Here is a 23376-nt window from a genome sequence, read left to right on the forward strand (position 1 = left end):
GAGCCCCTGCGCCGCGCGGGATATGAACGACCCTAGGTACGTCGGTGAATGAATGCAAAACAAGCCCGGAAAACGTTACACAGCGGTAACTCAGTCGCGGGAATCGTGCGCCGTGGCATCGATGACGCCCGTAATCGGTCCCGCGACGCAACGGATCCATCGTTCGCCGCCGGTCCTCCGCAACTCCATGCAGAAACGGCGCTCCCGCTCGGCCTGCCGCGGGGCTGGCAGGATGCACATATGAGCAGCACCACGACCTGGGTCGCCGAGACGCCCGTCGCGCCCGATCGCCGCGCCCGGCTGTGGTGGGAGGTCGCCATCGTCCTCGGGCTCTCGCTCGGCCGGTCGGCGGTCTACTCCATCGTCGAGATCATCGACGACAGCACCAAGGGCACGGCCCTCGCCGACCAGACGACGAGCATCAACCCGGCGCAGTCGGACCGCGAGGTCTTCGACTTCCTCTATCAGGTGCTCGGGGCGCTGTTCCCGCTCTTCGCGGTGGCTCTCGTCGTGTACCTGCTGTGGGAGCCCGGCCGCAGCGGGTTCCGGCGCATCGGGCTGGAATTCCGGCAGCCGGGGAGGGACGTGCTGCGCGCGCTGCTGCTGGTCGCCGTCATCGGCGTGCCGGGCATCCTCTTCTTCGCGGCGACCCGGCTGCTCGGGATCACGGTCACGGTGCAGGCGTCGACGCTCGACACGCACTGGTGGACGGTGCCGGTCCTCGTCCTCGTCGCGCTGCGCGCCGGGCTGCAGGAGGAGGTGATCGTGGTCGGCTACCTCTTCACGCGCCTCCGCCAGCTCGGCTGGGGGACGTGGCCGATCATCCTCGGCGCCGCCGTCCTGCGCGGGAGCTACCACCTGTACCAGGGCTTCGGCCCCTTCATCGGCAACGCGGTGATGGGCGTCGTCTTCGGCTGGTGCTACACGCGATGGGGCCGCGTCATGCCCCTCGTGGTCGCCCACGTGATCATCGACGTCATCTCGTTCGTCGGCTATCCCCTCGCCGTCGCCCTCTGGCCCCACATCTTCGCGTAGCAAACCGCCGAGTACGCGGACTCTCTGCGTACTCGGCGGTTTCAAGCGGAATTCGCGCGTACTCGGCGGTCGGGGCCGGGAGTGGGCGCGGGTCAGGCGAAGGCGTCCGGCGGGGGGCAGGCGCAGAAGAGGTTGCGGTCGCCGTAGGCCTGGTCGATGCGGCGGACCGGAGGCCAGTACTTGCCGCGGACGAGGCCGGGGACCGGGTAGACCGCCTTCTCGCGGGTGTACGGGTGGCTCCAGTCGGCCGCGACCACGGACTCCGCGGTGTGCGGGGCGTTGCGCAGCGGGTTGTCGTCGGAGGGCCACTCCCCCGCGGCGACCGCGTCGGCCTCGGCCTTGATCGCGATCATCGCGGCGACGAAGCGGTCGAGCTCCGCGAGGTCCTCGCTCTCGGTCGGCTCCACCATGAGGGTGCCGGCGACCGGGAACGACATCGTCGGCGCGTGGAAGCCGAAGTCGATGAGGCGCTTGGCCACGTCGTCGACCGTCACACCGGTGCGCTCGGTGAGAGGGCGCACGTCGAGGATGCACTCGTGCGCCACGAGCCCGTCGTCGCCCGCGTACAGCACCGGAAAGTGGTCGCGCAGCTTCGCCGCGACGTAGTTGGCCGCGAGCACCGCGGCGCCGGTGGCGTCACGGAGACCCTCCGCACCCATCATGCGCACGTAGGCCCAGCTGATCGGGAGGATGCTCGGGCTGCCGTACGGAGCCGCCGAGACCGGGCCGCCGCCGTGCTCGACGCGACCGCCGCCGACCGACGGGTGCGTGGCCTCCTGCGCCATGGGGTGCCCGGGCAGGAACGGCGCGAGGTGCGCCTTCGCCGCGACAGGGCCGACGCCGGGGCCGCCGCCGCCGTGCGGGATGCAGAAGGTCTTGTGCAGGTTGAGGTGGCTGACGTCGCCGCCGAAGTCGCCGAACCGGGCGTAGCCGAGCAGGGCGTTGAGGTTGGCGCCGTCGACGTACACCTGGCCGCCGGCCTCGTGCACCGCGCTCGTGATCTGGACGACCTCGTGCTCGTACACGCCGTGGGTGGACGGATAGGTGATCATCAGGGCGGCGAGCGCGTCGGCGTTCTCGCCGATCTTGGCGCGCAGGTCGTCGAGGTCGACGTTGCCGAGCTCGTCGGTCGCGACGACGACGACGCGCATCCCCGCCAACACAGCCGAGGCCGCGTTGGTGCCGTGAGCACTCTGCGGGATCAGGCACACCGTGCGCTGGTCGTCGCCGCGCGAGCGGTGGTAGCCGCGGATGGCGAGGAGGCCCGCCAGCTCGCCCTGGCTGCCCGCGTTGGGCTGCAGCGAGACGGTGTCGTAGCCGGTGACGTCGGCGAGCCAGGTCTCCAGCTGGTCGATCAGCTCCAGGCTGCCGGCGACGTCGGCGGTCGGGGCGAAGGGGTGGAGCGCCGCGAACTCCGGCCAGGTCACCGCCTCCATCTCGGTGGCCGCGTTGAGCTTCATCGTGCACGAGCCGAGCGGGATCATGCCGCGGTCGAGCGCGTAGTCGCGGTCCTGCAGGAGGCGCAGGTAGCGCATCATCGCAGTCTCGGAGTGGTGCGTGCTGAACACCGGGTGCGTCAGGTACGCGGAGGTGCGCGTCAGCGCCTGATCGAACGACGTCTCGGAGCCGAGCCGCAGCTCGGGCTCGCCGTCGACCGTGCCGCCCAGCGCCTCCACGAGCTCGCTGAGCGGGAAGGAGCCGTCGCGGAGGTCGGAGGCGGACTCCTCGTCGAGGCTCAGCGACACCAGACCGGCGTCGGTGGCGTGCAGCAGCAGGCCGTGCTCGTGAGCACGCGCGACGACCGCGGCGGCGTCGTCCACCTCCACCTGCAGCGTGTCGAAGAACGACCGGGAGACGACCTCGACGCCGGAGGCGCGCAGCAGGTCGGCGACGGCGACCGTCGCGAGGTGCACCTGGCTGCCGATCGCCCGCAGCCCGGCCGGGCCGTGGTAGACGCCGTACATGGCGGCCATGACGGCGAGGAGCACCTGAGCGGTGCAGATGTTGGAGGTCGCCTTCTCGCGGCGGATGTGCTGCTCGCGAGTCTGCAGCGTGAGCCGGTAGGCCGGCTTGCCCGCGGCATCCTGCGAGACGCCGACGAGCCGGCCGGGGAGCTGGCGCTCCAGACCGGCGCGGACGGCCATGTAGCCGGCGTGCGGTCCGCCGAAGCCCATCGGGACGCCGAACCGCTGCGTCGTGCCCACGGCGACGTCGGCGCCAAGCTCGCCGGGCGAGCGGAGCAGGGTGAGGGCGAGGAGGTCGGCGGCAGCGACCACGATCGCGCCCGCCTCCTTCGCGGCGCGCATGACCGGCTCGGCGTCCCAGACGCGGCCGGAGGCGCCGGGGTACTGCACGAACAGGCCGAACGCGTCCGACAGCTCCGGCGCGTCGGCCGGGGTGGAGGCGAGGTCGAGCACGACCAGCTCGATCCCGACGGCGTCGGCGCGGTTGCGGAGCAGGGCGAGCGTCTGCGGGAAGGTGTCGGCGTCGACGACGAAGCGGGGGCTCTTCACCTTGGAGGCGCGCCGCGCCAGCAGCATGCCCTCCACCACCGCGGTGCCCTCGTCGAGCATCGAGGCGTTCGCGGTGTCGAGGCCGGCCAGGTCGGCGACCATGGTCTGGAAGTTGAGCAGCGCCTCCAGCCGTCCCTGCGAGATCTCGGGCTGGTACGGCGTGTACGCGGTGTACCAGCCCGGGTTCTCGAGCACGTTGCGCTTGATCACCGCGGGGGTGATCGTGCCGTAGTAGCCGAGCCCGATCATGGGGCGGTTGACGGTGTTGCGGGAGGCGATGGCGCGCAGCTCGCGCAGCGCGGCCCGCTCGCTGATCGGGGCCGGCAGCGCCGACGCGCGGGAGCCGTCGACCCGGATGGAGTCCGGGACCGCGGCGGAGACCAGCGCCTCCACCGATTCGTAGCCCAGCGCGGACAGCATCGTGCGCTGCGCGTCGCCGTCGGTGCCGATGTGACGCGTCTGGAAGAGCTCGCTCATGCGGTGGTGTCGATCCTTCAGTCGGTTCCGCCGGTGACGGCGGTGTACTGGTCGTAGCTCAGGAGGCCGTCGGGCAGCGCCGAGAAGCGCACCTTGATCAGCCAGCCGTCGCCGAACGGGTCGGAGTTGACCAGCTCGGGCGCGTCGACGACCGCGTCGTTGATCTCGGTCACGGTGCCGTCGACGGGGGCGAACAGCTCGCCGACCGACTTGGTGGACTCGATCTCGCCGACGACGCGGCCGGCGGCCACGTCGCTCCCGGCCTCCGGCAGCTCCACGAAGACGACGTCGCCGAGCTTGTCGGCCGCGTACGCGGTGATGCCCACCGTCGCGACGTCGCCCTCGACGAGCAGCCACTCGTGCTCGGCGGTGTACTGGAGGTCCTGCTCTGCGGCCATGTCAGCCGTCCTTTCGGGTCTCGCTGGTGCTGGAGGGGGCGGGAGTGCTGGAGGGCGCGCCGGGCTTCCTGCGGTAGAACGGCAGCTCGGTGACGGTGAAGGGCAGGCGGGAGCCGCGCACGTCGACGTGCAGCTCGGTGCCGGGCCGGGCGTAGCGGGGCGCGACGTAGGCCATGGCCACGGGGACGCCGATCGTCGGCGACAGGACGCCCGAGGTCACGACGCCGACCTCGGCGTCGTCGCCGCCCTTGTCGCCGCCGAGGACGGCGAGCACGGGGTAGCCGGCGCGGGCGGCGCGCTTGCCATGGCCCATCAGGCCGACGAGCACGCGGGCCTCGGGGTCCGGCCCCTCCTCCGCGGCGGCGCGGCCGACGAAGTCGGTGTCCTTGCCCAGGTCGACGACACGGCCGAGGCCGGCCTGCGCCGGCTGGGTGTCGCGGCCGAGCTCGTGACCGTACAGCGGCATCCCCGCCTCCAGGCGGAGGGTGTCGCGCGCGGCGAGACCGGCGGGCACGAGGCCCTGGTCGGCGCCGGCCTCCAGCAGCGCGTCCCAGAGGCCGCGGGCGTCGTCGGGGGCGAGGTAGAGCTCGAAGCCGTCCTCGCCGGTGTAGCCGGTGCGGGCGATCAGCAGCGGGCGCGTCTGGAACTCGGCCGGAAGGGCGCGGTAGTAGCGGAGGTCGGTGAGGCGCTGGGCGAAGTCCTCGCCGTCGAGGGCTCCGTCGTCGGCGGAGAAGCCGGGCGTCGCGAGCAGGATCGACAGCGCGGCGGGGCCCTGCACCGCGATCAGGGCGACGTCGTCGCTCTCGTCGAACACCTCGACGTCGAAGGGCGCCGTGCGGTCGCGCAGCTCCTCGGCGACCACCTCGCGGTTCGCGGCGTTCGCGACGACCAGGTAGCGGTCCTCCCCCGTGCGGTACACGACGAGGTCGTCGATGACGCCGCCGGAGCGCGAGAGCAGGAGGCTGTACTTGGCCCGGTCGACCGCGAGCGCGGACAGGCGGCCGGCGAGCGCGTAGTCGAGCGCCTCCCCCGCCTCCGGCCCGAGGACGACGATCTCGCCCATGTGCGAGAGGTCGAAGATGCCGGCGGCGGTGCGGACGGCGTGGTGCTCGGCGAGGTCGCCCGCGTAGCGCACGGGCATCTGCCAGCCGGCGAAGTCCGTGAAGGAGGCGCCGGCGGCGACGTGGGCGTCGTGGAGCGGCGAGAGGCGGGGCTCGTTCTGCGAGGTCATGAGTTCTCCGATACGCCGGCCGGGCGGCCGGGGGCGGCGGGGCGCGGCGGCCCCGGGAAGAACTCCCCCTCTGTCATCCGGCCTGAGAGTTTCACCGCGCCCGCCGGAGCGGACCGCGGCTTTCACCGTGGGCGAGGGCGGCGAGCGCCGTCCTGCTTTTCAGAGTGGCCAGTCCGATGCGGTACGCGTACCTGAGAGATTGTCGGGGAGGATTGCTCCTTCGGTGCCGCGCGGCGTCAAGCGCCCGCGACTCTCCCGCATCGACCTCGATGGCCCGATGTTCAGTTGAGTGGATCGGGAGTCAGCATATCCGCTTCCCGCCGGGTTGGCGTTCAGGTCGGAATGACACTAAGATGGCTTCTTAGAGTCACGATGACTTTAACCATCCGGAGGGACCGGCCATGACGACGAAGCACGAACGCGCCAGCGCGTTGCTCGCCGTGTCCACGGTGATCTTCGCCCTCCGCAAGGACGACGAGACCGGTGGCGAGCCGCAGGTCTGGCTGCCGCTCGTGCGCCGCATCCGCGAGCCCTTCCAGGGCCGCTGGGCGCTCCCGGGCGGACCGCTGCGCGTCGGAGAGGATCTCGCGTACGCCGCGGGACGCACGCTCAACGAGACCACGGGGCTCGCCCCGAGCTATCTGGAGCAGCTGTACGCGTTCGGAGACGCCTCCCGCTCCTCCGGCGCCGAACGCGTCGTCTCGATCGTCTACTGGGCGCTCGTGCGCGGGGAGGAGGCGGAGCGCGCCGTGGTGGGCGAGAACGTCGCCTGGTTCCCCGCCGACCACCTGCCCGAGCTGGCCTTCGACCACAACCTCATCGTCGAGTACGCGCTCTGGCGGCTGCGCACCAAGATGGAGTACTCGCGCATCGCCCACGCCTTCCTCGGCGAGCGCTTCACGCTCGCCCAGCTGCGCGAGGTGCACGAGGCCGTGCTCGGCCGCGCCCTCGACCCGGCCAACTTCCGGCGCACGATCGAGGCCTCCGGGGCCGTCGTCGCGACCGACGAGTACCTCACGGGGACGCCGCACCGGCCTCCCCGGCTCTACCGCTACGACGACGCGGTCGACCTCGCCGACGCGGGGCCGCTGCCGCTGCAGCAGCACTTCTTCAAGGGAGAATCATGAGCACAGCCATCGCCTCGGTCGACACGACCATCCGGCTCATCGCGACCGGTGATGCCGCCGGCGCCACCTGCACGCCCGACCTCGTCGAGGCGCCGTGGACGTTCGACGCCGCCCCTCCCTCCTACGGGCCGGGCGCCTCCATGGCAGACCCGATCCCGGCGTTCGCGCCGCGCCAGGGCGAGCTGCCCGAGGAGTACCGCACGGCCTCCGCCGATGAACTGCGCGAACGCATCCTCGCCGCGAAGGCGACGCTCGGCGACCGCGTCGCCGTGATGGGCCACTTCTACCAGCGCGACGAGGTCGTGCAGTTCGCCGACTTCGTCGGCGACTCGTTCCAGCTCGCGAACGCGGCGAAGGCGCGGCCGGAGGCGGAGGCGATCGTGTTCTGCGGCGTGCACTTCATGGCCGAGACCGCCGACATCGTGTCGCGTCCCGAGCAGCGCGTCATCCTCCCGAACCTCGCCGCCGGGTGCTCGATGGCCGACATGGCCGACCTCGACTCGGTGCAGGAGTGCTGGGAGCAGTTGGAGGAGCTGTACGGCACCGAGCCCGACGCCGACGGCCGCGTGCCGGTCATCCCGGTCACGTACATGAACTCGTCGGCGGCGCTCAAGGCGTTCTGCGGCGAGCACGGCGGCATCGTGTGCACCTCCTCCAACGCGGCGACCGTGCTGGAGTGGGCGTTCGCGCGCGGGCAGCGCGTCCTCTTCTTCCCCGACCAGCACCTCGGGCGCAACACGGCGAAGGCGATGGGCGTGCCGGTGGAGGCGATGCCGCTGTGGAACCCGCGCAAGCCGCTCGGCGGGTCCAGCGTCGAGACGCTCCAGGACGCCCGGGTGATCCTGTGGCACGGCTTCTGCTCGGTGCACAAGCGGTTCACGGTCGGCCAGATCGAGCACGCGCGGGCCGAGTTCCCCGGCGTGCGCGTCATCGTGCACCCGGAGTGCCCGATGGAGGTCGTCGACGCCGCCGACGAGTACGGCTCGACCGACTACATCGTCAAGGCGATCCAGGCCGCTCCCGCCGGCTCGACCTTCGCCATCGGCACCGAGATCAACCTGGTGCAGCGGCTCGCGGCCCAGTTCCCGCAGCACACGATCTTCTGCCTCGACGCGGTGGTGTGCCCGTGCTCGACCATGTACCGCATCCACCCCGGCTACCTGGCCTGGGTGCTGGAGGGGCTGGTCCGCGGCGAGGCCCTCAACCAGGTCTCGGTGCCCGAGTCGGTCGCGGCACCGGCCCGGGTCGCGCTGGAGCGGATGCTCGCGGCGCGCCCCGACACGACGATGGCGGCGTGACATGAGCCGCGTGGTCGTCGTCGGAAGCGGCATCGCGGGGCTGACCGCCGCGCTGGAGGCGTCGCGCCTCCACGCCGTGACCCTGGTCACGAAGGCCGCGCTCACCGAGGCCAACACGCGTTACGCCCAGGGCGGTATCGCCGCCGCCGTGTTCCCCGACGACAGCGCCGAGGCGCACGCGGCCGACACCGAGCGCGCGGGCGCCGGGCTGACCGTGCCGGAGGCGGTGGCAGCGCTCTGCGGCGACGGGCCCGACCGCATCCGCGACCTCCTCGCGCTGGGGACGCGGTTCGACACGGTCGACGGCCCGGGCGCGGGTGACGGAGGCGATGGGATCGACGGGCTGGCCCGCGGGCTCGAGGCGGCGCACTCCGCGCCTCGCGTGCTGCACGCCGGCGGCGACGCGACCGGGGCCGAGATCGAGCGGGCGCTGGTGGAGGCGGTGCGCGCCTCCGGGGTCCGCGTCGTCGAGCGCGCCTTCCTGCTCGACGTGCTCGTCACCGACGGCGCCGCCGCCGGGGTGCGGCTGCTGCTCGCCGACGGGAGCACGACCTCCCTCGCCGCCGACGCCGTGATCCTGGCGACGGGAGGCTTCGGGCGGCTCTGGTCGCGCACGACCAACCCCGAGGTCGCCACCGGTGACGGCATCGCCGCCGCCTGGCGCGCGGGGGCGGCGCTGGCCGACCTCGAGTTCACGCAGTTCCACCCGACCGCGCTCGCCCTGCCGGGATCGTTCCTGGTGTCGGAGGCGGTACGCGGCGAGGGCGCGGTGCTGCGGAACGCGCACGGCGAGCGCTTCATGCTCGATGTGCACCCGGACGCCGAGCTGGCCCCGCGCGATGTCGTGGCCCGCGGGATCGCGGTCGAGATGGCGGCGCAGGGCGGCGCTCCGGTGGTGCTCGACGCGACGGCGCTGGGCCGGGACTTCCTCTCCCGGCGGTTCCCGACGATCGACGCCGCCTCCCGCGCCGCCGGCCTCGACTGGGCGACCGAGCCCGTGCCGGTCACCCCGGCCGCGCACTACGCGATGGGCGGGGTCGCGACCGACACGAGCGGCCGCTCCACCCTCCCCGGGCTGTTCGCCGCCGGGGAGGTCGCCTGCACCGGCGTGCACGGTGCGAACCGGCTCGCCTCCAACTCTCTGCTGGAAGGGCTCGTCTTCGCCCACCGGGCGGTCGCGGCACTCGGAGAGGAATGGCCTCCGCCGCCCGCCTGGATCACGGCGGCCCGTCCGGCCGACCTCCCCATCGTTGACGCGCATCCGTCGCTCGCCTTCGACCGCAGCAGGCTCGGCGCGCTGATGTGGGAGGCCGCGGGCGTGCACCGCTCCGGCACCGGCCTGCGCGCGGCGGCCGCCGAGCTGGCCGCGACGGCCATGCCGCTGCCCGGCGAGGACGCCAACCTCCTGCAGCTCGCCCGGCTCGTGGTTGCCGCGGCCCTCGCGCGGGAGGAGTCCCGCGGAGCGCACTTCCGCGCGGACCACCCGCTCCCCGCCCCTGGTACCGCGCAGCACACGCTGATCGCGGGAGCGTCCTCCACTCCCCTCTCCACCGCCGACACCGCCCTCCGAACCGCCGAGGTGACCGCCGCATGCTGACCCGCCAGATCATCGAGACCGTCGTGCGCGCCGCGCTCGTCGAGGACGCGCCCTGGGGCGACCTCACCAGCCAGACGCTCATTCCCGAAACGGCATATGCCACCGCGGCGCTGGTTGCGCGCGAGCCGGGGACCTTCTCCGGAGGCGAGGTGTTCGCCGCCGCGATGACGTTGACCGACCCCGCGATCGAGGTGGCGCTCGCGGTCGCGGACGGCGAGGAGTTCGCGGCCGGCGCGACCCTGGCCACCGTCTCCGGCCCCGCGCGATCGGTGCTGCAGGCCGAGCGCGTCGCCCTCAACTTCACGCAGCGCATGAGCGGCATCGCGACGACGACCGCCGCGTATGTACGGGAGGTGGCGCACACCTCCGCCCGCATCGTCGACACCCGCAAGACCACGCCGGGCCTGCGCGCGTTCGAACGGCATGCCGTGCGCAGCGGCGGCGGGCGCAACCACCGGTTCTCGCTCTCGGACGCGGTCATGGCGAAGGACAACCACCTGGCGGTGCTGACCGCGCAGTCCGGCCTGTCGGTCATTGATGCGCTGCGGGCCGTACGCGCGGAGCTGCCGCACACCACCCACCTGGAGGTGGAGGTCGACCGGCTGGACCAGATCGAGCCCGTGCTCGCCGCCGGGGTCGACACGATCATGCTCGACAACTTCAGCCTGGACGAGCTGCGCGAGGGGGTGGCGCTCGTCGCCGGTCGCGCGATCGTGGAGGCCAGCGGCAACGTGAACCTGTCGACCGTGCGGGCCATCGCCGAGACCGGGGTGGACGTCATCTCCTCCGGTGCGCTCACGCACAGCGTCCGCTCGCTCGACCTGGGGCTGGACGTCGTGGTGGAGCAGGCCTGAGGCGACGATGACCGCCCCGCTCTACCTCGACGCCGCCGCCACCTCCGCCGTGCGGCGGGAGGTGCTGGAGGCGATGTGGCCGTACCTGACCGGCGACTTCGGCAACCCCTCCAGCCACCACGGCTACGGCGAGTCGGCGGCGCGGGCGCTGGCCGACGCCCGCGCGACCGTCGCCGCGTGGCTCGGCTGCCGCGCGTCCGAGGTCGTGTTCACCTCGGGCGGCACGGAGGCCGACAACCTCGCCCTCAAGGGCATCGCTCTCGGGGCGGTCGCAGCGGACCCCGACCGTGGGCGGCACATCGTGACAACGCCGATCGAGCACGAGGCGGTGCTCGCCTCCGTCGACTACCTCGTCCGCCGGCACGGATTCGAGGCCACGATGGTCCCGGTCGGGAGGGACGGGCTGGTCGACCCCGCGGACTTCAGCGCGGCCCTGCGCCCCGGCACGACGCTCGCCAGCGTCATGCTCGCCAACAACGAGGTCGGCACTGTGCAGCCCGTCGCGGAGCTGGCGCGCATCGCGCACGACAACGGCACGCCCCTCCACACCGACGCGGTCCAGGCGGCCGGCTGGCTGCCGCTCGACGTGCGCGCGCTCGGTGTGGACGCGCTGAGCGTCTCCGGCCACAAGCTCGGTGCGCCCAAGGGCATCGGGGCGCTGTTCGTCCGCAGCCGCCTCCCGCTCGAACCGGTGCTCCACGGCGGCGGCCAGGAGCGTGGGCGGCGCTCGGGGACCGAGAACGTCGCCGGGGCGGTGGCGCTGGCCACCGCTGCACGGCTGTCGATGGCCGGCCAGGAGCGCGCTGCGGCGGCGGCCGCGGCGGCTCGCGACGCCTTCATCGCAGCGGTGCTCACGGAGGCGCCCGACGCGCAGCTCACGGGGCACCCGGCCGCTCGCCTGCCCGGCACCGCCTCCTTCGTCTTCCCCGGGACCAACGGGGAGGCGGTGCTGCTGGAGCTGGAGCGCCGCGGCATCGTCTCGTCCAGCGGCTCGGCGTGCGCGGCGGGCAGCGAGGAGGCCTCCCACGTGCTGCTCGCGCTGGGGTACGACGAGGAGCTGGCCCGCACGGCGGTGCGCTTCTCGTGGGGTTCGGAGGTGACGGCCGGGCAGCTCGCGGCGGTCGCTCCCGCCGTCGGCGAGGCGGTGCGCACGGTGCGCGGGCTGGCCGGCTGATTATTCCCCGTTACGCGCAGAGTGAACGGACGACACCGTTTACCTCGGCGAAACCCGCAGCGTCGGTGGCCATCGCTACTGTTGACCCTCGTGACCCTCCAAGACTCCCCGGCCGACACCGCATCCGTTCCGGCGCAGACCGTCGCCAAGCCGGGCCCGGTCATCGCACTGCTCGTCGTCAGCGCCTTCGTCGTCATCCTCAACGAGACGACGATGGGTGTCGCGCTGACCGACATCATGGACGACCTCGGCATCACCGCGGCCACGGGCGCCTGGCTCACCACCGGCTTCCTCCTCACCATGGCGATCGTCATCCCGCTGACCGGCTTCCTGCTGAGCAGATTCACCATCCGTCAGGTGTTCTTCTCGGCCATGGGCCTCTTCGCGACCGGAACGCTCATCGCGGCGCTCGCGCCGGGCTTCGAGGTCCTGCTGGCGGGTCGCATCGTGCAGGCCACCGGCACCGGTGTGATGATGCCGCTGCTCTTCACCACGGTCCTCACGATCGTGCCGCCGAGCCACCGCGGTCGCATGATGGGCGTCATCACCATCGTCATCGCTGTCGCACCGGCCGTCGGCCCGACCGTCTCCGGTCTGATCCTCCAGAACCTGACCTGGCACGCCATCTTCTGGATCGTGCTGCCCATCGCCCTGCTCGCCATCGGGCTCGGTGCGGTGTGGGTGCGGAACGTCACCGAGACCAACCCGCATGCGCGATTCGACGTCCTGTCGGTGATCCTGTCGGCCTTCGGCTTCGGCGGACTGATCTACGGCCTCAGCAGCATCGGCGAGGCGGCATCCGGTCACGCGCTCATGCCGATCTGGATCCCGATCGTCGTGGGCGTCGTCGCGCTCGCGTTGTTCGTGCTCCGGCAGCTCCAGCTGCAGAAGGTGGACGGCGCGCTGCTCGATCTGCGCGTGTTCACGAGTCGCGCGTTCAGCCTCGCGTCGGTCCTGGTGGTCATCGTCATGGCCGCGCTGTTCGGTTCGCTGATCCTGATTCCGATCTATCTGCAGCAGGTCCTCGGTCTCGACGTCCTCGCCGTGGGCCTGGTGCTGCTTCCCGGCGGGGTGCTGATGGGCGCGATGGCGCCGGTCGTCGGCAACCTGTTCGACCGGTTCGGCCCGACTCCGCTGGTCATCCCCGGTACCGCGATCGCCGCCGCCGCGCTCTGGGGCATGGCGACGTTCGGTGAGGGCACGAGCCTCGTCTGGGTCATCGCCGTCCATCTGGCGCTGAACCTCGGCCTCGGCCTGGTCTTCACCCCGCTGCTGACGTCGGCGCTCGGCTCACTCCCGCAGCGTCTGTATCCGCACGGGAGCGCCGTCGTCGGGACCATCCAGCAGGTCGCGGGCGCCGCGGGCACCGCCCTGTTCGTCACCCTCATGTCCGTCACCATCGCTTCGTCGACGAGCGCCGGCGCAAGCCCGGTGACCGCGACGGCCGACGGTGTGCATGTGGCGTTCTTCATCGGCGCCATCGTCGCCTCGGCCGCGGTGGTGCTGGCCCTGTTCGTCCGCAAGCCGGTGGAACCCGTCGAGGCCGGCGGGGACGTCCTGACGGTTCACTGACCCTCCCCGCTCCCCTCTCCCCTCTCCCTCGCAGGCGGCCTCTTTCCATCGGGCCGCGCGGTGCGGCATACTGCACCGCGACGAAGGGAGGCGCGGGTGGCACGCGGCGTCGAGGCGGGAACGGTCGAGGAGTACCTCGACCGCATCGGTGAGCCGTTCGGCTCGGCGCTGCGCACGGTCCGCGACCGCATCGCCGTGCTGCTGCCCGACAGCGATCAGGTCATCAGCTACCGCGTCCCGATCTTCCGTCGCAACGGGAAGAGCGTGGTCGGCCTGTCGGCGACGGCGACCGAGTGCAGCCTCCTGCTGATGAGTCCACCCGCCGCTGCGGAGCTCGCCGGCACGCTGACCGAGGGCTCGCTGTCGGGCGCGACCCTGCACTTCTCCCCCGAGCACCCGCTCAGCGAGCAGACGCTGCGCACCATCCTCGCCGTGCGGCTGCGCGAGCTCGACGGCGGGACGAAGCCGAAGGAGTGATCATGTCCGTCATCCACACCCCGGAGCCCGACGAGGCGACCGGCGACGTCGCCGCGATCTACGCCGAGGACGTCGCCGACCTCGGCTACGTGCCCGACTACACCCGCGTCATGGCGATGAACCCCGAGGCGTACCGCGCCTGGGAGCAGCTCGGCCGCACCATCAAGCGCTCCCTGGGGGCGCACCGGTTCGAACTCGTCACGCTGGCCGCGGCGCAGGGCACGCACTCGCAGCACTGCCGGCTCGCCCACGGCCGCAAGACGCTCGGACTGATGGACGAGGGAGAGCTGGAGGCGGTCGCGCGCGACTACCGCACGGCCGGCCTCACGGAGGCCGAGGTCGCGATGATGGAGTTCGCCGAGCGGATCAGCACCGACTCGACCGGCATCACCGACGCGGACCTCCTGCACCTGCGCGAGGTGGGCTTCACCGACCGCGAGATCGTCGACATCACCCTCGCGGCCGCCGCCCGCAACTACTTCAGCCGTGCGATCCAGGCACTCGGCGCCGCGGTGGAGGTGCCGCCCGGGATCAGCGACCGGTTGCGCGACGCGCTGCTGGCGCCGCTGTGAGCGCTCCCGGCGCCGTCGTTCGCATCCGCCGCGTGTACGACGAGCCGGAGGCGGCCGACGGCTACCGCGTCCTGGTCGACCGCCTGTGGCCACGCGGGCTCAGCAAAGAGCGGGCGCAGCTCGACCTCTGGCTCAAGGAGGTCGCGCCGTCGACCGAGCTGCGCCGCTGGTTCCACGGCGAGCACCCGCCGTTCGAGGCGTTCGCCGAGCGGTACCGCGCCGAGTTGGCGGGCAACCCCGCGCTGGAGGAGCTGCGCGCGGTCGTCCACGCGCATCCCGCGGTCACCCTGCTGGTCGCGGTGCACGACCCCGACCAGAACCACGCCCGGGTCCTCCTCCCCCTCCTCTAACCGCGAAGCAGCGCAGGCGCTACTCCAGCGCGAGGACGCGGAGGGCGACGCCGTACGGCTCCAGCTGCACCTCGGGCGCGGCGGCGCCGTCGAGGCTCTGCAGCTCACCCCCGGCGACCTCCGGCCGCACGGTGACGGCGTCGGGATGCTGCGACACGAACACCACGACGCGCCTCCCGTCGCCCGTCAGCAGCGCGTCCGCGAACACGAGCGGGTCGTCGAGCAGCACGTCGCGCTCGGCCTCCGCGACCGCGGCGAGCGCGTCGTACAGCCGCCAGGTCTCCTCGGGGTTGACCCGCGGCAGGCCCGCGGCGAACGCCTCCAGGGGATACGTGGAGAGCACCGCGCGCCCGGCCCCGAGCTCGTTGACCACGATCGCCGGGCGGCCGGCCGCATCCTCCGCGACGACCCGGCCGGAGGTCACCGTCACCGGGAGGTACGTGCGCGCGTTCTCGTTGCCCGCGGCACGCACGGTCAGGGTCTCCCCCGCGTGGAGCGTGCCGAAGTCCTCCACGAACCGCAGCGTCACGACGTCGTCGCCCACCGGCTCCGCGAGCCCGTAGGCGCTCGCCGGCCGGACGCCGAAGAGCGCCTCGGTGTTCGCCCACCAGGGCCCGCGCTGCACGCCGCTCGTGCCGTGCGAGTACGAGGCGTAGACCGTCGCCCCGCCCCGTGCCAGCTCCTCCAGCTGATACCAGGAGGGTCCGCAGAGCTGCTTGACCGAGGGGAGCAGGTAGAGCCCGTACCCGGCGGGCAGCCCGCCGTCCTCGCGCTCGCGCACGACCGCGACGGGGAGGTGCGCCTCGTGCGCGGCCACGTACGCCTGCTCGCCGGTCGCCACGATGTGGGCGCGCTCCTCCTCGTTGGTGAACGGGTAGTCGGCGGCGAGGTGCGACGGCACGACGATCGCGGCGTCGACGGGCGCGCGGCGAGCGGTGGGGAGGTCGAGGGCCGCGATGTCCTCGGCGAACCGGGCCAGCTCGCGCAGCGGCGGCTTGGGCGCCCCGGTGCGGTCGGTGATGCCGAAGTGCAGCTCGAACGGGTGGTGCGAGTACGGCCGCTGCGCGACGAGGTCGTCGTAGTCGGTGTTGTTCCACGCGATCCAGCCGGTCGCCCCGGCCAGCAGCGTGTTGTACAACAGCTGCCGGTAGTAGGAGGCCGCGCCCTCGTCCGACACGAAGTCGCTCGTGAGCCCGAACTCCTCCATGACGACGGGGAGGCCGCGCCCGCCCGTGAGCGGACCGGTCGCGCACAGCTCCGCGATGTACGCCGCTTTAAGGTGCTGCCGCACCTGGTCGGTCTCCATCCGGTAGACGTGCGGCCCGACGAAGTCGGTGAACTCCGCGAGGTCGCCCACCGAGAACCCGTTGTCGTGCCCGGTGGTCTCGATCCCCCAGGCGCCGTCTCCGACCGCCACCGGCTGCGTGCCGCCGCCCGCACGGACGGCGTCGACCAGCAGGGAGGCCCAGGCCGCGACGATCGGCCGCGGCGCCTCCCCGCCGTAGATCGGCACCTCGTTGGTCAGCAGCCAGCCGGCGACCGCGGGATGCTCGGCGAACCGCCTCGTCAGCTCGCGCACGTACCAGGCCTGCCGTCCGACGAACCAGACGTCGCGGTAGAGGTCGCGCCCCTCCCGCCACACCGGGTCCCAGTTCTCCCCCGACATGTGGCCGACGAGGTACGTCGGCACCGTCGTCATCCCCGCCTCGACGTGCGCGTCGAGGAAGTCGGCGAAGTTCGCGACGCACTGCTCGTCGAGCGTGTCGGGCGTCGGCTGGAAGTCCGGCCAGTAGAAGAAGGAGCGCGTCATGTTCAGCCCGTGCTCGGCGAGCACGCGCAGCTCCTCCCGCACCACGGCGGGGTCGTACCGCGTCCACATCAGCGGACCGCCCGTGCGGGACCAGAAGTTCGCTCCCAGCCAGATCGCCGGCTCGCCGTCGACGGCGAGCACGGGCGACGGCCGGTCCCGGGGATCGCGACTCACTTCACGGCCCCGGCGGTCAGCCCGGCGACGAAGCTGCGCTGCAGCAGCAGGAACGCGATGACGATCGGGATGGAGACCACGAGCGAGGCCGCCATGATCTGGTTCCAGTAGACGTTGGTCTGGGTGGAGTAGAGCTGCAACCCGACCGCGAGCGTCCGGTTCTCGTCGGTCGTCATCACCGACGCGAACAGCACCTCCCCCCAGCTGGTCATGAACGAGTAGATCGCGACCGCGATCAGGCCGGGCCGGGCCGCCGGGAGCACGACGTGCCACAGCGCGCCCATCGGGCCGGAGCCGTCCACCTTCGCCGCTTCGTCGAGGTCGCGCGGGATGCCGTCGAAGTACCCGGCGAGCATCCAGATCGCGAACGGCAGCGAGAAGGTGAGGTAGGTGATGACGAGCCCCCACCGGGTGCCGACGAGCTGGATGCCGACCGCCTGGTTGATGTTGACGAAGATGAGGAACAGCGGCAGCAGGAACAGCACGCCGGGGAACATCTGCGTCGACAGCACAGTCGTGGTGAACACGGTGCGCCCCTTGAACCGGTACCGCGACACCGCGTACGCGGCGAAGATCGCGATGATCACGCTGAGGATGGTGGCCGCGGAGGCGACGATCACGCTGTTCAGGAAGTACGACGCCAGCGGCACGGTCGACCACATGTCGATGAACGGCTGGATGGTCAGGTTCGTCGGCCACCACTGGAAGGCGCCCTGCACGTCGGCCAGCGGCTTCAGCGACGAGGTGATCATCACGTAGAGCGGCACGACGGTGAAGATCGTCAGGAAGACGATGACGACCCAGCGGAAGATGTGGGACGAGGTGGTCTCACGCATTGCGGTTCCTCCGGTTGACGACGAGCAGGTACACACCGCTGACGAGCAGCAGGAACAGCAGCAGGAGCACGCTCATCGCCGAGCCCGAGCCGAAGTTCCAGGTCAGGAACGACGCGTTGTAGATGTGGAACGAGATCAGGTCGCCCGACGCGGGCTGCGCGTTGCCGAACAGCACGAACGGCGTGTTGAAGTCGTTGAAGGTCCACAGGAACATCACGAGCAGCAGCACCGCGTTGACCGGCCGCAGCATCGGCAGCGTGATCGCCCGCCACTGCCGGAACGGCCGCGCGCCGTCGACCGCCGAGGCCTCGTACACCTCGTCAGGGATCGATTGGAGGCCCGCCATCAGCATCAGGAAGGCGAACGGCCACAGCCGCCAGATGGCCACGATCACGATCGCCCAGAAGGCGTTGTCGCCGATCAGCCAGAACGGCTTGTTGTCGCCGAGCCCGAGGTTGTCGAAGAAGAAGTGGTTGATCGCGCCGGTGTCCTTCTGGAACATGAACTTCCAGGTGATGATGCCCGCGTAGAGCGGCAGCGCGTACGGCACGAGGAACAGGGTGCGGAAGAAGCCGCGCCCCCGGAACTTGCCCTGCAGCGCGACGGCGGCCGCCATCCCGAGCACCCAGGACAGCCCGACCACGAGGATCGTGAAGCCGACGGTGACGAAGAAGGAGCGGAACAGCCCGGCGCCGATCGACGTGTTGACGTCGAGCGCGACCGTGTAGTTCTTGAGCCCGACGAAGGGCGCTGCGCCCCAGTTGGCGATGTAGAACTTGGTGAGCTGGAGGAAGCTGATCCAGATGCCCGTGAGCATCGGGATGACGTGGATGAGCAGCTCGAACACGATCGCCGGTGCGAGCAGCACGAGGGGCAGCCACCAGCCCTTGGGGCGGCGGCGGCGCTTGGGCGGGGCGGCCGGCGCGGCATCGGCCGTGCGCGGCGGGAGGGTCGTCGTCGTCGACATGGTTCTCCTTCGCTGGTGGAACGCTGGTCGCGGCCACCGGTGCGGGCCGGGCGCGGGAGGCCGTCGGGCCTCCCGCGCCCGGCGGGCGTCACCGGACGGTCGTCAGCCGATCGACTGCTCGACCTGGTCCTGCGCGGTCTGCAGGGCCGACTTGATGTCGGAGTCCGAGACCGTGCCTCCGGTGGCGATCTTGGCGAACATGTCGTTCATCGCCTTGCCGACGGTGTTCTCGAACTGGTCCTCGGCCGGCACCAGCGGCAGCGGCTTCGACATCTCGTTGTAGATCTTCTGGAAGGTGGCCGCCTCCTCCGCGTTGTCGGTGAAGGTCGCCTTGGCGCCGTTGAGCACCGGCAGCGTGGCGAACGGCTTGCCGAGCGTGGCCTGGGTGTCCTCGCTCGTCATGTACTTCACGAACTTCAGCGCGGCGTCCTTGTTCTTCGTGTTCTTGAAGATCGACAGGTTGATGCCGGCGACGTGGCTGGCGACCGGCTTGCCGCCCTCGGGCGACGGGAACGGCACCACGCCGTACTGGTCGGACTTCATGCCGTTGGCGACGATCGACGAGTCGGCGTTGTTCTGGCTGAGGATCATCGCGACCTTGCCCGTGGCGAAGTCGTTGACCGCCTGCACGCCGTTGTCGTACTGGGCGTTGGAGGTGTTGACGACCTTGTCGGCCTGCATCAGGTCGAGGTAGCGCTTGATGCCGTCCACGTTCTCGCTGGTCGTGAAGGTCGGCTTGCCGTCCTTGTCGAACCACGCGCCGCCGTTCTGCGCCGAGTTGATGAACGCGAAGTGCGCGTTCTCGGTGTAGCTGCCGGCCGCGAGCGAGAAGCCGTACGTCGAGCCGGTGGTGACCTTCTTGGCCGCCGCCACGAGCTCCTCCCACGTCGTCGGAGGCTGCACGCCGGCGTCGGAGAACATCTTCTTGTTGTAGTAGAGGCCGTAGGCGAGGCCGTACAGCGGGACGCTGGTCACGGTCTGGCCGGAGGCGCCGCCGGTCTCGAGCGCGGTCTTGACGAACTTGTCCTCGCCGCCGATCGCCTTCATCTCGGAGTCGCCGAACGGCAGGAACGCGCCGGTCGCCTGCAGCGACGCGGCCCAGGTGTTGCCGATGTTCAGCACGTCGGGGCCCTGGCCGCTGGTCACGGCGGTCTGGATGCGGGTCTGCAGGTCGTTCCAGCCGATCACCTCGAGCTTGACCTTGATGCCGGTCTGCTTGGTGAAGTCGTTCAGCACCGGGGTCAGGACCTGCTTGTCGTTGTCGAGGCTGGTGCCCTGGTTGCTGGCCCAGTAGGTGATGGTCGAACCCGACCCCGACGAGCCCGAGCCGCCGCCCGATCCGCTGCATCCGGCGACCACGAGCGAGACCGCGGCGGCGATGGCCGCTGCCGCGATGGCGCGTTTCCTCATTGTGACTCCTTCGTCTCTTGATGGGGAGCCGCAGGCGCGGAGCGAGAACCGGCGTCGGCGGCTGCGCCCGAGCATAACTGAACCGGTTCAGTGCTTGTCAAGCATTTTCGGCGAGTGTTTTCTGCCCTCGGGCGGGGGTCAGCTCGCCCTCGCGGGCCGGCAGGCTGGTCGACCGCACGACCAGCCGGCTCGGCTTCGCCCGGTGCACGGAGGCGGGGAGGCCGTAGAGCTGGTCCAGCAGCATGCGCGTCGCGCGCCTCCCCTGCTCCTCCGCCGACCGGTCGAGCGCGGTGATCGGGCGCGAGCCCAGCCGGCAGAGCAGGGAGTCGTCCCACGCGACGAGCGCGACGTCGTCACGGCCGGCGGCCGCGAGCGCCGCCTGAGCGCCGTGCGCGAGCAGGTCGTTCGAGGTGATGACGGCGGTGATCCCAGGGTCGGCGGCGAGCCCGCGGGCGGCGAGCCTCTCCCCCGCCGCCATCGAGTAGTCCGAGGTCTCGAACGCCACCGTCATACCGGCGTGCACGGCCTCGGCCGCGACGGCGGTGCGCCGGTCCTGCTCGTGCTCGAAGTCGCCCGGCCCCTGGATGTGCAGCGCGCGGCGGTGACCCAGCCCGGCCAGGTGCCGCACGATCAAGCCGGCGTCGCCACCCGCGTCGTAGCGGAGCACGCGGCCCGGGGCGACCTCCTCACGGTTGCCATGCAGCACGAACGCGAGCCCCAGCTCGTCGAGCAGCCGGGGCCGGGGGTCGTCGATCGTGATGTCGAACAGCATCACGCCGTCGACCCTCCCCTCGGCGCTCCAGCGGCGGTACACGGCGACGTCCTGGCCGGGGGCGGTGCCGACCATGCGCAGGAGCAGCGACTGCCCGGTCGCCGAGAGCTCTGCCTCCACCCCCGCGAGCAGGCTCATGTAGTACGGCTCGGTGCCGAGCAGCTCGGGGTCGCGGCGCAGCACGATGCCGATCGTGTCCGACAGCGACCGCGACAGCGCCCTGGCGCTCGAGCTCGGGTGCCAGCCCAGCTCGTCGGCGAGCGCGAGCACCCGCTCCCTGGTCTCGTCGCTGACGCCGGGCTGGCCGTTGAGGGCATAGGAGACGGACGCCTTGGACAGGCCGAGGCGCGCCGCCAGCCCGGCGATCGTCACCCGTCCCGCAGCGGACACCAGCGTCTCCCTTCGCGTGCGTGCGGGGACAACGTTACAGTCCCGCCCCGCGGCGAGCGCCAGCGGGTCCGGCTATCGTTGCAGCATGACCGAACCAGGGGACGGCCGCGTCGCTGTCTACATCGACTTCGACAACATCGTCATCTCCCGCTACGACCAGGTGCACGGCCGGGGCTCGTTCATGCGCGACCGGCAGCGGTCCGCCGGCGGCCAGCCGAAGCCCACGTTCGCGGCGCGGCTCGCGGAGGCGCGGGTCGACCTGGGCGCGGTGATCGACTTCTCCTCGTCGTTCGGCACGCTGGTGCTGACCAGGGCGTACGCGGACTGGTCGGCCGCCGTGAACGCCGAGTACCGCGGTCAGCTCGTCGGGCGCGCGGTCGACCTCGTGCAGCTGTTCCCCGCCGCCGCCTACGCCAAGAACGGCGCCGACATCCGGCTCGCGGTCGACGCGGTGGAGGACCTCTTCCGCCTTCCCGAGCTCACGCACGTCGTCATCGTCGCCGGTGACAGCGACTACGTCCCGCTGGCCCAGCGGATCAAGCGGCTCGGCCGGTACGTCGTCGGCATCGGCGTCGCCGGTTCCACCGCGCGCTCGCTCGCAGCGGCGTGCGACGAGTTCGTGAGCTACGACGACCTGCCCGGCATCGCACGGGACGAGGCCGCGGACGCCGCGGACGACGTGCCGGTCGCCGCCGCCTCCGCCGGCTCGGCCGCCACCTCCTCCGATCAGGAGGCCGCCGTCACCCCCGCCGAGGACGAGGCGCCGGCTGCAGCCGCGACCACCACCTCCACCCGCTCCCGCAAGGTCCGGGCGGAGCAGCCCGCCGCCGCAGCCGACGACGAGGAGAACACTGCGGAGGACGCGGAGGAGGCCGCGGCGGAGGAGCCGGAGCAGAAGCCGAAGCGCCGCCGTCGCCGCCCTGCCGAGACCGCGGAGCAGCCGGACGAGGAGCCCGCCGAGGACCTCCAGCTCGTCGCCACCCGCCTGCTCGCCCGCGCGATGCAGCTGGGCCACGAGAAGGACGACTCCGAGTGGCTGCACGCCGGCCAGGTGAAGAGCCAGATGAAGCGGATGGACCCCTCCTTCAGCGAGAAGGCCCTCGGCTACCGCTCGTTCAGCGACTTCGTGAAGTCGCGCGACAGCCTGGTGGAGCTCGACGACAGCTCGACCGCGCAGCTCATCCGCCTCGCCCCCTCCCGCCCGCGCCGCGCCCGGCACAGCGGCAGGATCAGCGACCCCGTCAACGCGTCCTGACGCGTCGGCGCCGGACGCCCACGGCGTCCAGCCGACGCCCAGCCGGCGGGCGTTGACTCGCGCCCATGGCAGAACGACGCAGTGCCCGGCAGTGGATCGCGACCCAGTTCGGCGGTCCGGAGACGTGGGAGTTCGCAGAGCGGGAGGTGCCGGAGCCCGGCCCCGGCGAGGTCACCATCGAGGTGCGGGCCGCCGGCGTGAATCCCGCCGACTACAAGCACGTCGCGTCGCCGCGGCCCGGCACCGAGTTCCCCGTCCCGATCGGCTACGAGCTGGCCGGCGTGGTGACCGCGATCGGGCCGGGCACCGAACTGGCGTCGGGAGGCGGCGCCGTCGGGGACGAGGTCGTGGCGTTCCGCATCCAGGGCGGCTATGCGACCGAGCTGACCGTGCCCGCGAAGGACGTCTTCGCCAAGCCGCCGCGCCTGGCCGAGGAGGAGGCCGCCAACCTCCTGCTCGCCGGCTCCACCGCCGCCCAGATGCTGCACGTGACCGACGTGCGCGACGGCGAGACCATCCTCGTGCACGGCGCCTCGGGCGCGGTCGGCGTCAGCATCCTCCAGCAGGCGGCGGAGCTCGGCGCGCGGGTGATCGGCACCGCGAGCGAGGCCGGCTTCGCCCGGGTCCGGCGCTTCGGCGGCCTGCCGGTCGAATACGGCCCCGGGCTCGCCGAACGCGTGCGGGAGGCCGCCCAGGGCCCCATCGCCGCCGCGCTCGACACCGTCGGCACCGACGAGGCGGTCGACGTCTCGCTGGAGCTGGTGCCCGACCGCCTCCGCATCGTCACCATCGTCGCCGCGCAGCGCGCCGAGAAGGAAGGGTTCCACGCCGTCTTCGGCGCGCAGCCCGAGAGCCAGCGCTACCGCGACTCGGTGCGCGCGCGGCTGCTCGAGCTGGCCGGCTCCGGGAGGCTGCAGGTGCCCATCGCCCGCACGTACCCGCTGGCCGAGGCGCCGGAGGCGTTGCGCTTCCTCGCCGAGGGACACCCGGGCGGCAAGATCGCACTGCTGCCGTAGGGCGTCCGGCCGGGCAGCGCACTCTCCCCCGCGCTCGCCGCCCGGGGCGGCGCGCGCCCTGCGCGCGACGG

At 71.9% G+C, this 23376-nt stretch carries 20 protein-coding genes and 2 riboswitches; of the genes, 12 read left to right on the forward strand and 8 right to left on the reverse strand.

Annotated features, from left to right (window positions below):
* Positions 1-240: 240 nt before the first annotated feature.
* On the forward strand, positions 241-1035 hold the full coding sequence (locus P5G50_RS14950) for a CPBP family intramembrane glutamic endopeptidase (RefSeq protein WP_301212466.1): 795 nt from the start codon (positions 241-243) through the stop codon (positions 1033-1035).
* A 92-nt stretch (positions 1036-1127) separates the two neighbouring features.
* Here the strand turns inward: P5G50_RS14950 and gcvP are convergent, their stop codons facing one another.
* Genes gcvP through gcvT form a run of 3 tightly spaced genes read right to left on the reverse strand, consistent with a single transcriptional unit; the run spans position 1128 to position 5654 of the window.
* Positions 1128-4025, reverse strand: coding sequence for an aminomethyl-transferring glycine dehydrogenase (gene gcvP, locus P5G50_RS14955; RefSeq protein WP_301212465.1), 2898 nt, complete (start codon positions 4023-4025; stop codon positions 1128-1130).
* A gap of 17 nt (positions 4026-4042) precedes the next feature.
* Complete coding sequence (gene gcvH / locus P5G50_RS14960) at positions 4043-4423, reverse strand: glycine cleavage system protein GcvH (protein WP_301212464.1); 381 nt, start codon at positions 4421-4423, stop codon at positions 4043-4045.
* A gap of 1 nt (position 4424) precedes the next feature.
* The gene (gcvT, locus tag P5G50_RS14965) at positions 4425-5654 is read right to left on the reverse strand and encodes a glycine cleavage system aminomethyltransferase GcvT (protein WP_301212463.1); all 1230 of its coding nucleotides are present in this window, start codon (positions 5652-5654) and stop codon (positions 4425-4427) included.
* Between the two features lie 63 nt (positions 5655-5717).
* Positions 5718-5822, reverse strand: a riboswitch (glycine riboswitch).
* A 1-nt stretch (position 5823) separates the two neighbouring features.
* Positions 5824-5922, reverse strand: a riboswitch (glycine riboswitch).
* Between the two features lie 133 nt (positions 5923-6055).
* On the opposite strand from gcvT, the gene P5G50_RS14970 reads away from it, so the two are divergent.
* The 9 genes from P5G50_RS14970 (at position 6056) to P5G50_RS15010 (ending at position 14675) form a co-directional block, all read left to right on the forward strand.
* The gene (locus P5G50_RS14970) at positions 6056-6781 is read left to right on the forward strand and encodes an NUDIX hydrolase (RefSeq protein ID WP_301212462.1); all 726 of its coding nucleotides are present in this window, start codon (positions 6056-6058) and stop codon (positions 6779-6781) included.
* Positions 6778-8079: a quinolinate synthase NadA gene (gene nadA / locus P5G50_RS14975; RefSeq protein ID WP_301212461.1), complete on the forward strand. Its 1302-nt coding sequence runs from the start codon at positions 6778-6780 to the stop codon at positions 8077-8079. Before P5G50_RS14970 ends, nadA begins: the two co-directional genes overlap by 4 nt.
* 1 nt (position 8080) lies before the next feature.
* Positions 8081-9676 (forward strand): L-aspartate oxidase, encoded by a 1596-nt coding sequence (gene nadB / locus P5G50_RS14980; protein WP_301212460.1) that lies wholly within the window; start codon positions 8081-8083, stop codon positions 9674-9676.
* The gene (gene nadC / locus P5G50_RS14985; RefSeq protein WP_301212459.1) at positions 9670-10530 is read left to right on the forward strand and encodes a carboxylating nicotinate-nucleotide diphosphorylase; all 861 of its coding nucleotides are present in this window, start codon (positions 9670-9672) and stop codon (positions 10528-10530) included. The genes nadB and nadC overlap by 7 nt, the downstream gene beginning before the upstream one ends.
* A gap of 7 nt (positions 10531-10537) precedes the next feature.
* Entirely contained in the window at positions 10538-11704 is a 1167-nt protein-coding gene (locus P5G50_RS14990; RefSeq protein WP_301212457.1) for a cysteine desulfurase family protein, read from the forward strand.
* A 90-nt stretch (positions 11705-11794) separates the two neighbouring features.
* A complete protein-coding gene (locus tag P5G50_RS14995) occupies positions 11795-13276 on the forward strand; it encodes an MDR family MFS transporter (protein ID WP_301212456.1) in 1482 nt (493 codons plus the stop codon).
* Between the two features lie 96 nt (positions 13277-13372).
* Positions 13373-13753 carry an iron chaperone gene (locus P5G50_RS15000; protein ID WP_301212455.1) on the forward strand — a complete coding sequence of 127 codons (381 nt, stop codon included), beginning with the start codon at positions 13373-13375 and terminating at the stop codon, positions 13751-13753.
* Between the two features lie 2 nt (positions 13754-13755).
* Complete coding sequence (locus P5G50_RS15005) at positions 13756-14325, forward strand: carboxymuconolactone decarboxylase family protein (protein ID WP_301212454.1); 570 nt, start codon at positions 13756-13758, stop codon at positions 14323-14325.
* Positions 14322-14675 carry a DUF488 domain-containing protein gene (locus tag P5G50_RS15010; protein ID WP_301212453.1) on the forward strand — a complete coding sequence of 118 codons (354 nt, stop codon included), beginning with the start codon at positions 14322-14324 and terminating at the stop codon, positions 14673-14675. The genes P5G50_RS15005 and P5G50_RS15010 overlap by 4 nt, the downstream gene beginning before the upstream one ends.
* A 19-nt stretch (positions 14676-14694) precedes the next feature.
* Here P5G50_RS15010 and P5G50_RS15015 read toward each other — a convergent pair whose 3' ends face one another.
* The 5 genes from P5G50_RS15015 to P5G50_RS15035 form a co-directional block, all read right to left on the reverse strand.
* Positions 14695-16659: a glycoside hydrolase 5 family protein gene (locus P5G50_RS15015; RefSeq protein WP_301212452.1), complete on the reverse strand. Its 1965-nt coding sequence runs from the start codon at positions 16657-16659 to the stop codon at positions 14695-14697.
* Positions 16656-17495: a carbohydrate ABC transporter permease gene (locus P5G50_RS15020; protein ID WP_301212451.1), complete on the reverse strand. Its 840-nt coding sequence runs from the start codon at positions 17493-17495 to the stop codon at positions 16656-16658. Before P5G50_RS15020 ends, P5G50_RS15015 begins: the two co-directional genes overlap by 4 nt.
* Positions 17488-18462 (reverse strand): carbohydrate ABC transporter permease, encoded by a 975-nt coding sequence (locus tag P5G50_RS15025; protein WP_301212450.1) that lies wholly within the window; start codon positions 18460-18462, stop codon positions 17488-17490. Before P5G50_RS15025 ends, P5G50_RS15020 begins: the two co-directional genes overlap by 8 nt.
* Positions 18463-18564: 102 nt before the next feature.
* Positions 18565-19872, reverse strand: a complete 1308-nt coding sequence (locus P5G50_RS15030; RefSeq protein ID WP_301212448.1) for an ABC transporter substrate-binding protein — start codon at positions 19870-19872, stop codon at positions 18565-18567.
* Between the two features lie 97 nt (positions 19873-19969).
* Complete coding sequence (locus P5G50_RS15035) at positions 19970-21034, reverse strand: LacI family DNA-binding transcriptional regulator (protein WP_301212447.1); 1065 nt, start codon at positions 21032-21034, stop codon at positions 19970-19972.
* Between the two features lie 85 nt (positions 21035-21119).
* Between P5G50_RS15035 and P5G50_RS15040 the strand changes: the two genes are divergently transcribed.
* Together P5G50_RS15040 and P5G50_RS15045 are read left to right on the forward strand one after the other, a co-directional pair.
* On the forward strand, positions 21120-22289 hold the full coding sequence (locus P5G50_RS15040; protein ID WP_301212446.1) for an NYN domain-containing protein: 1170 nt from the start codon (positions 21120-21122) through the stop codon (positions 22287-22289).
* 65 nt (positions 22290-22354) lie between these two features.
* Positions 22355-23305 carry an NADP-dependent oxidoreductase gene (locus P5G50_RS15045; protein ID WP_301212444.1) on the forward strand — a complete coding sequence of 317 codons (951 nt, stop codon included), beginning with the start codon at positions 22355-22357 and terminating at the stop codon, positions 23303-23305.
* Positions 23306-23376: the final 71 nt, after the last annotated feature.

The organism is Leifsonia williamsii, from assembly GCF_030433685.1.
GTDB classification, from domain to species: Bacteria; Actinomycetota; Actinomycetes; order Actinomycetales; family Microbacteriaceae; genus Leifsonia; species Leifsonia williamsii.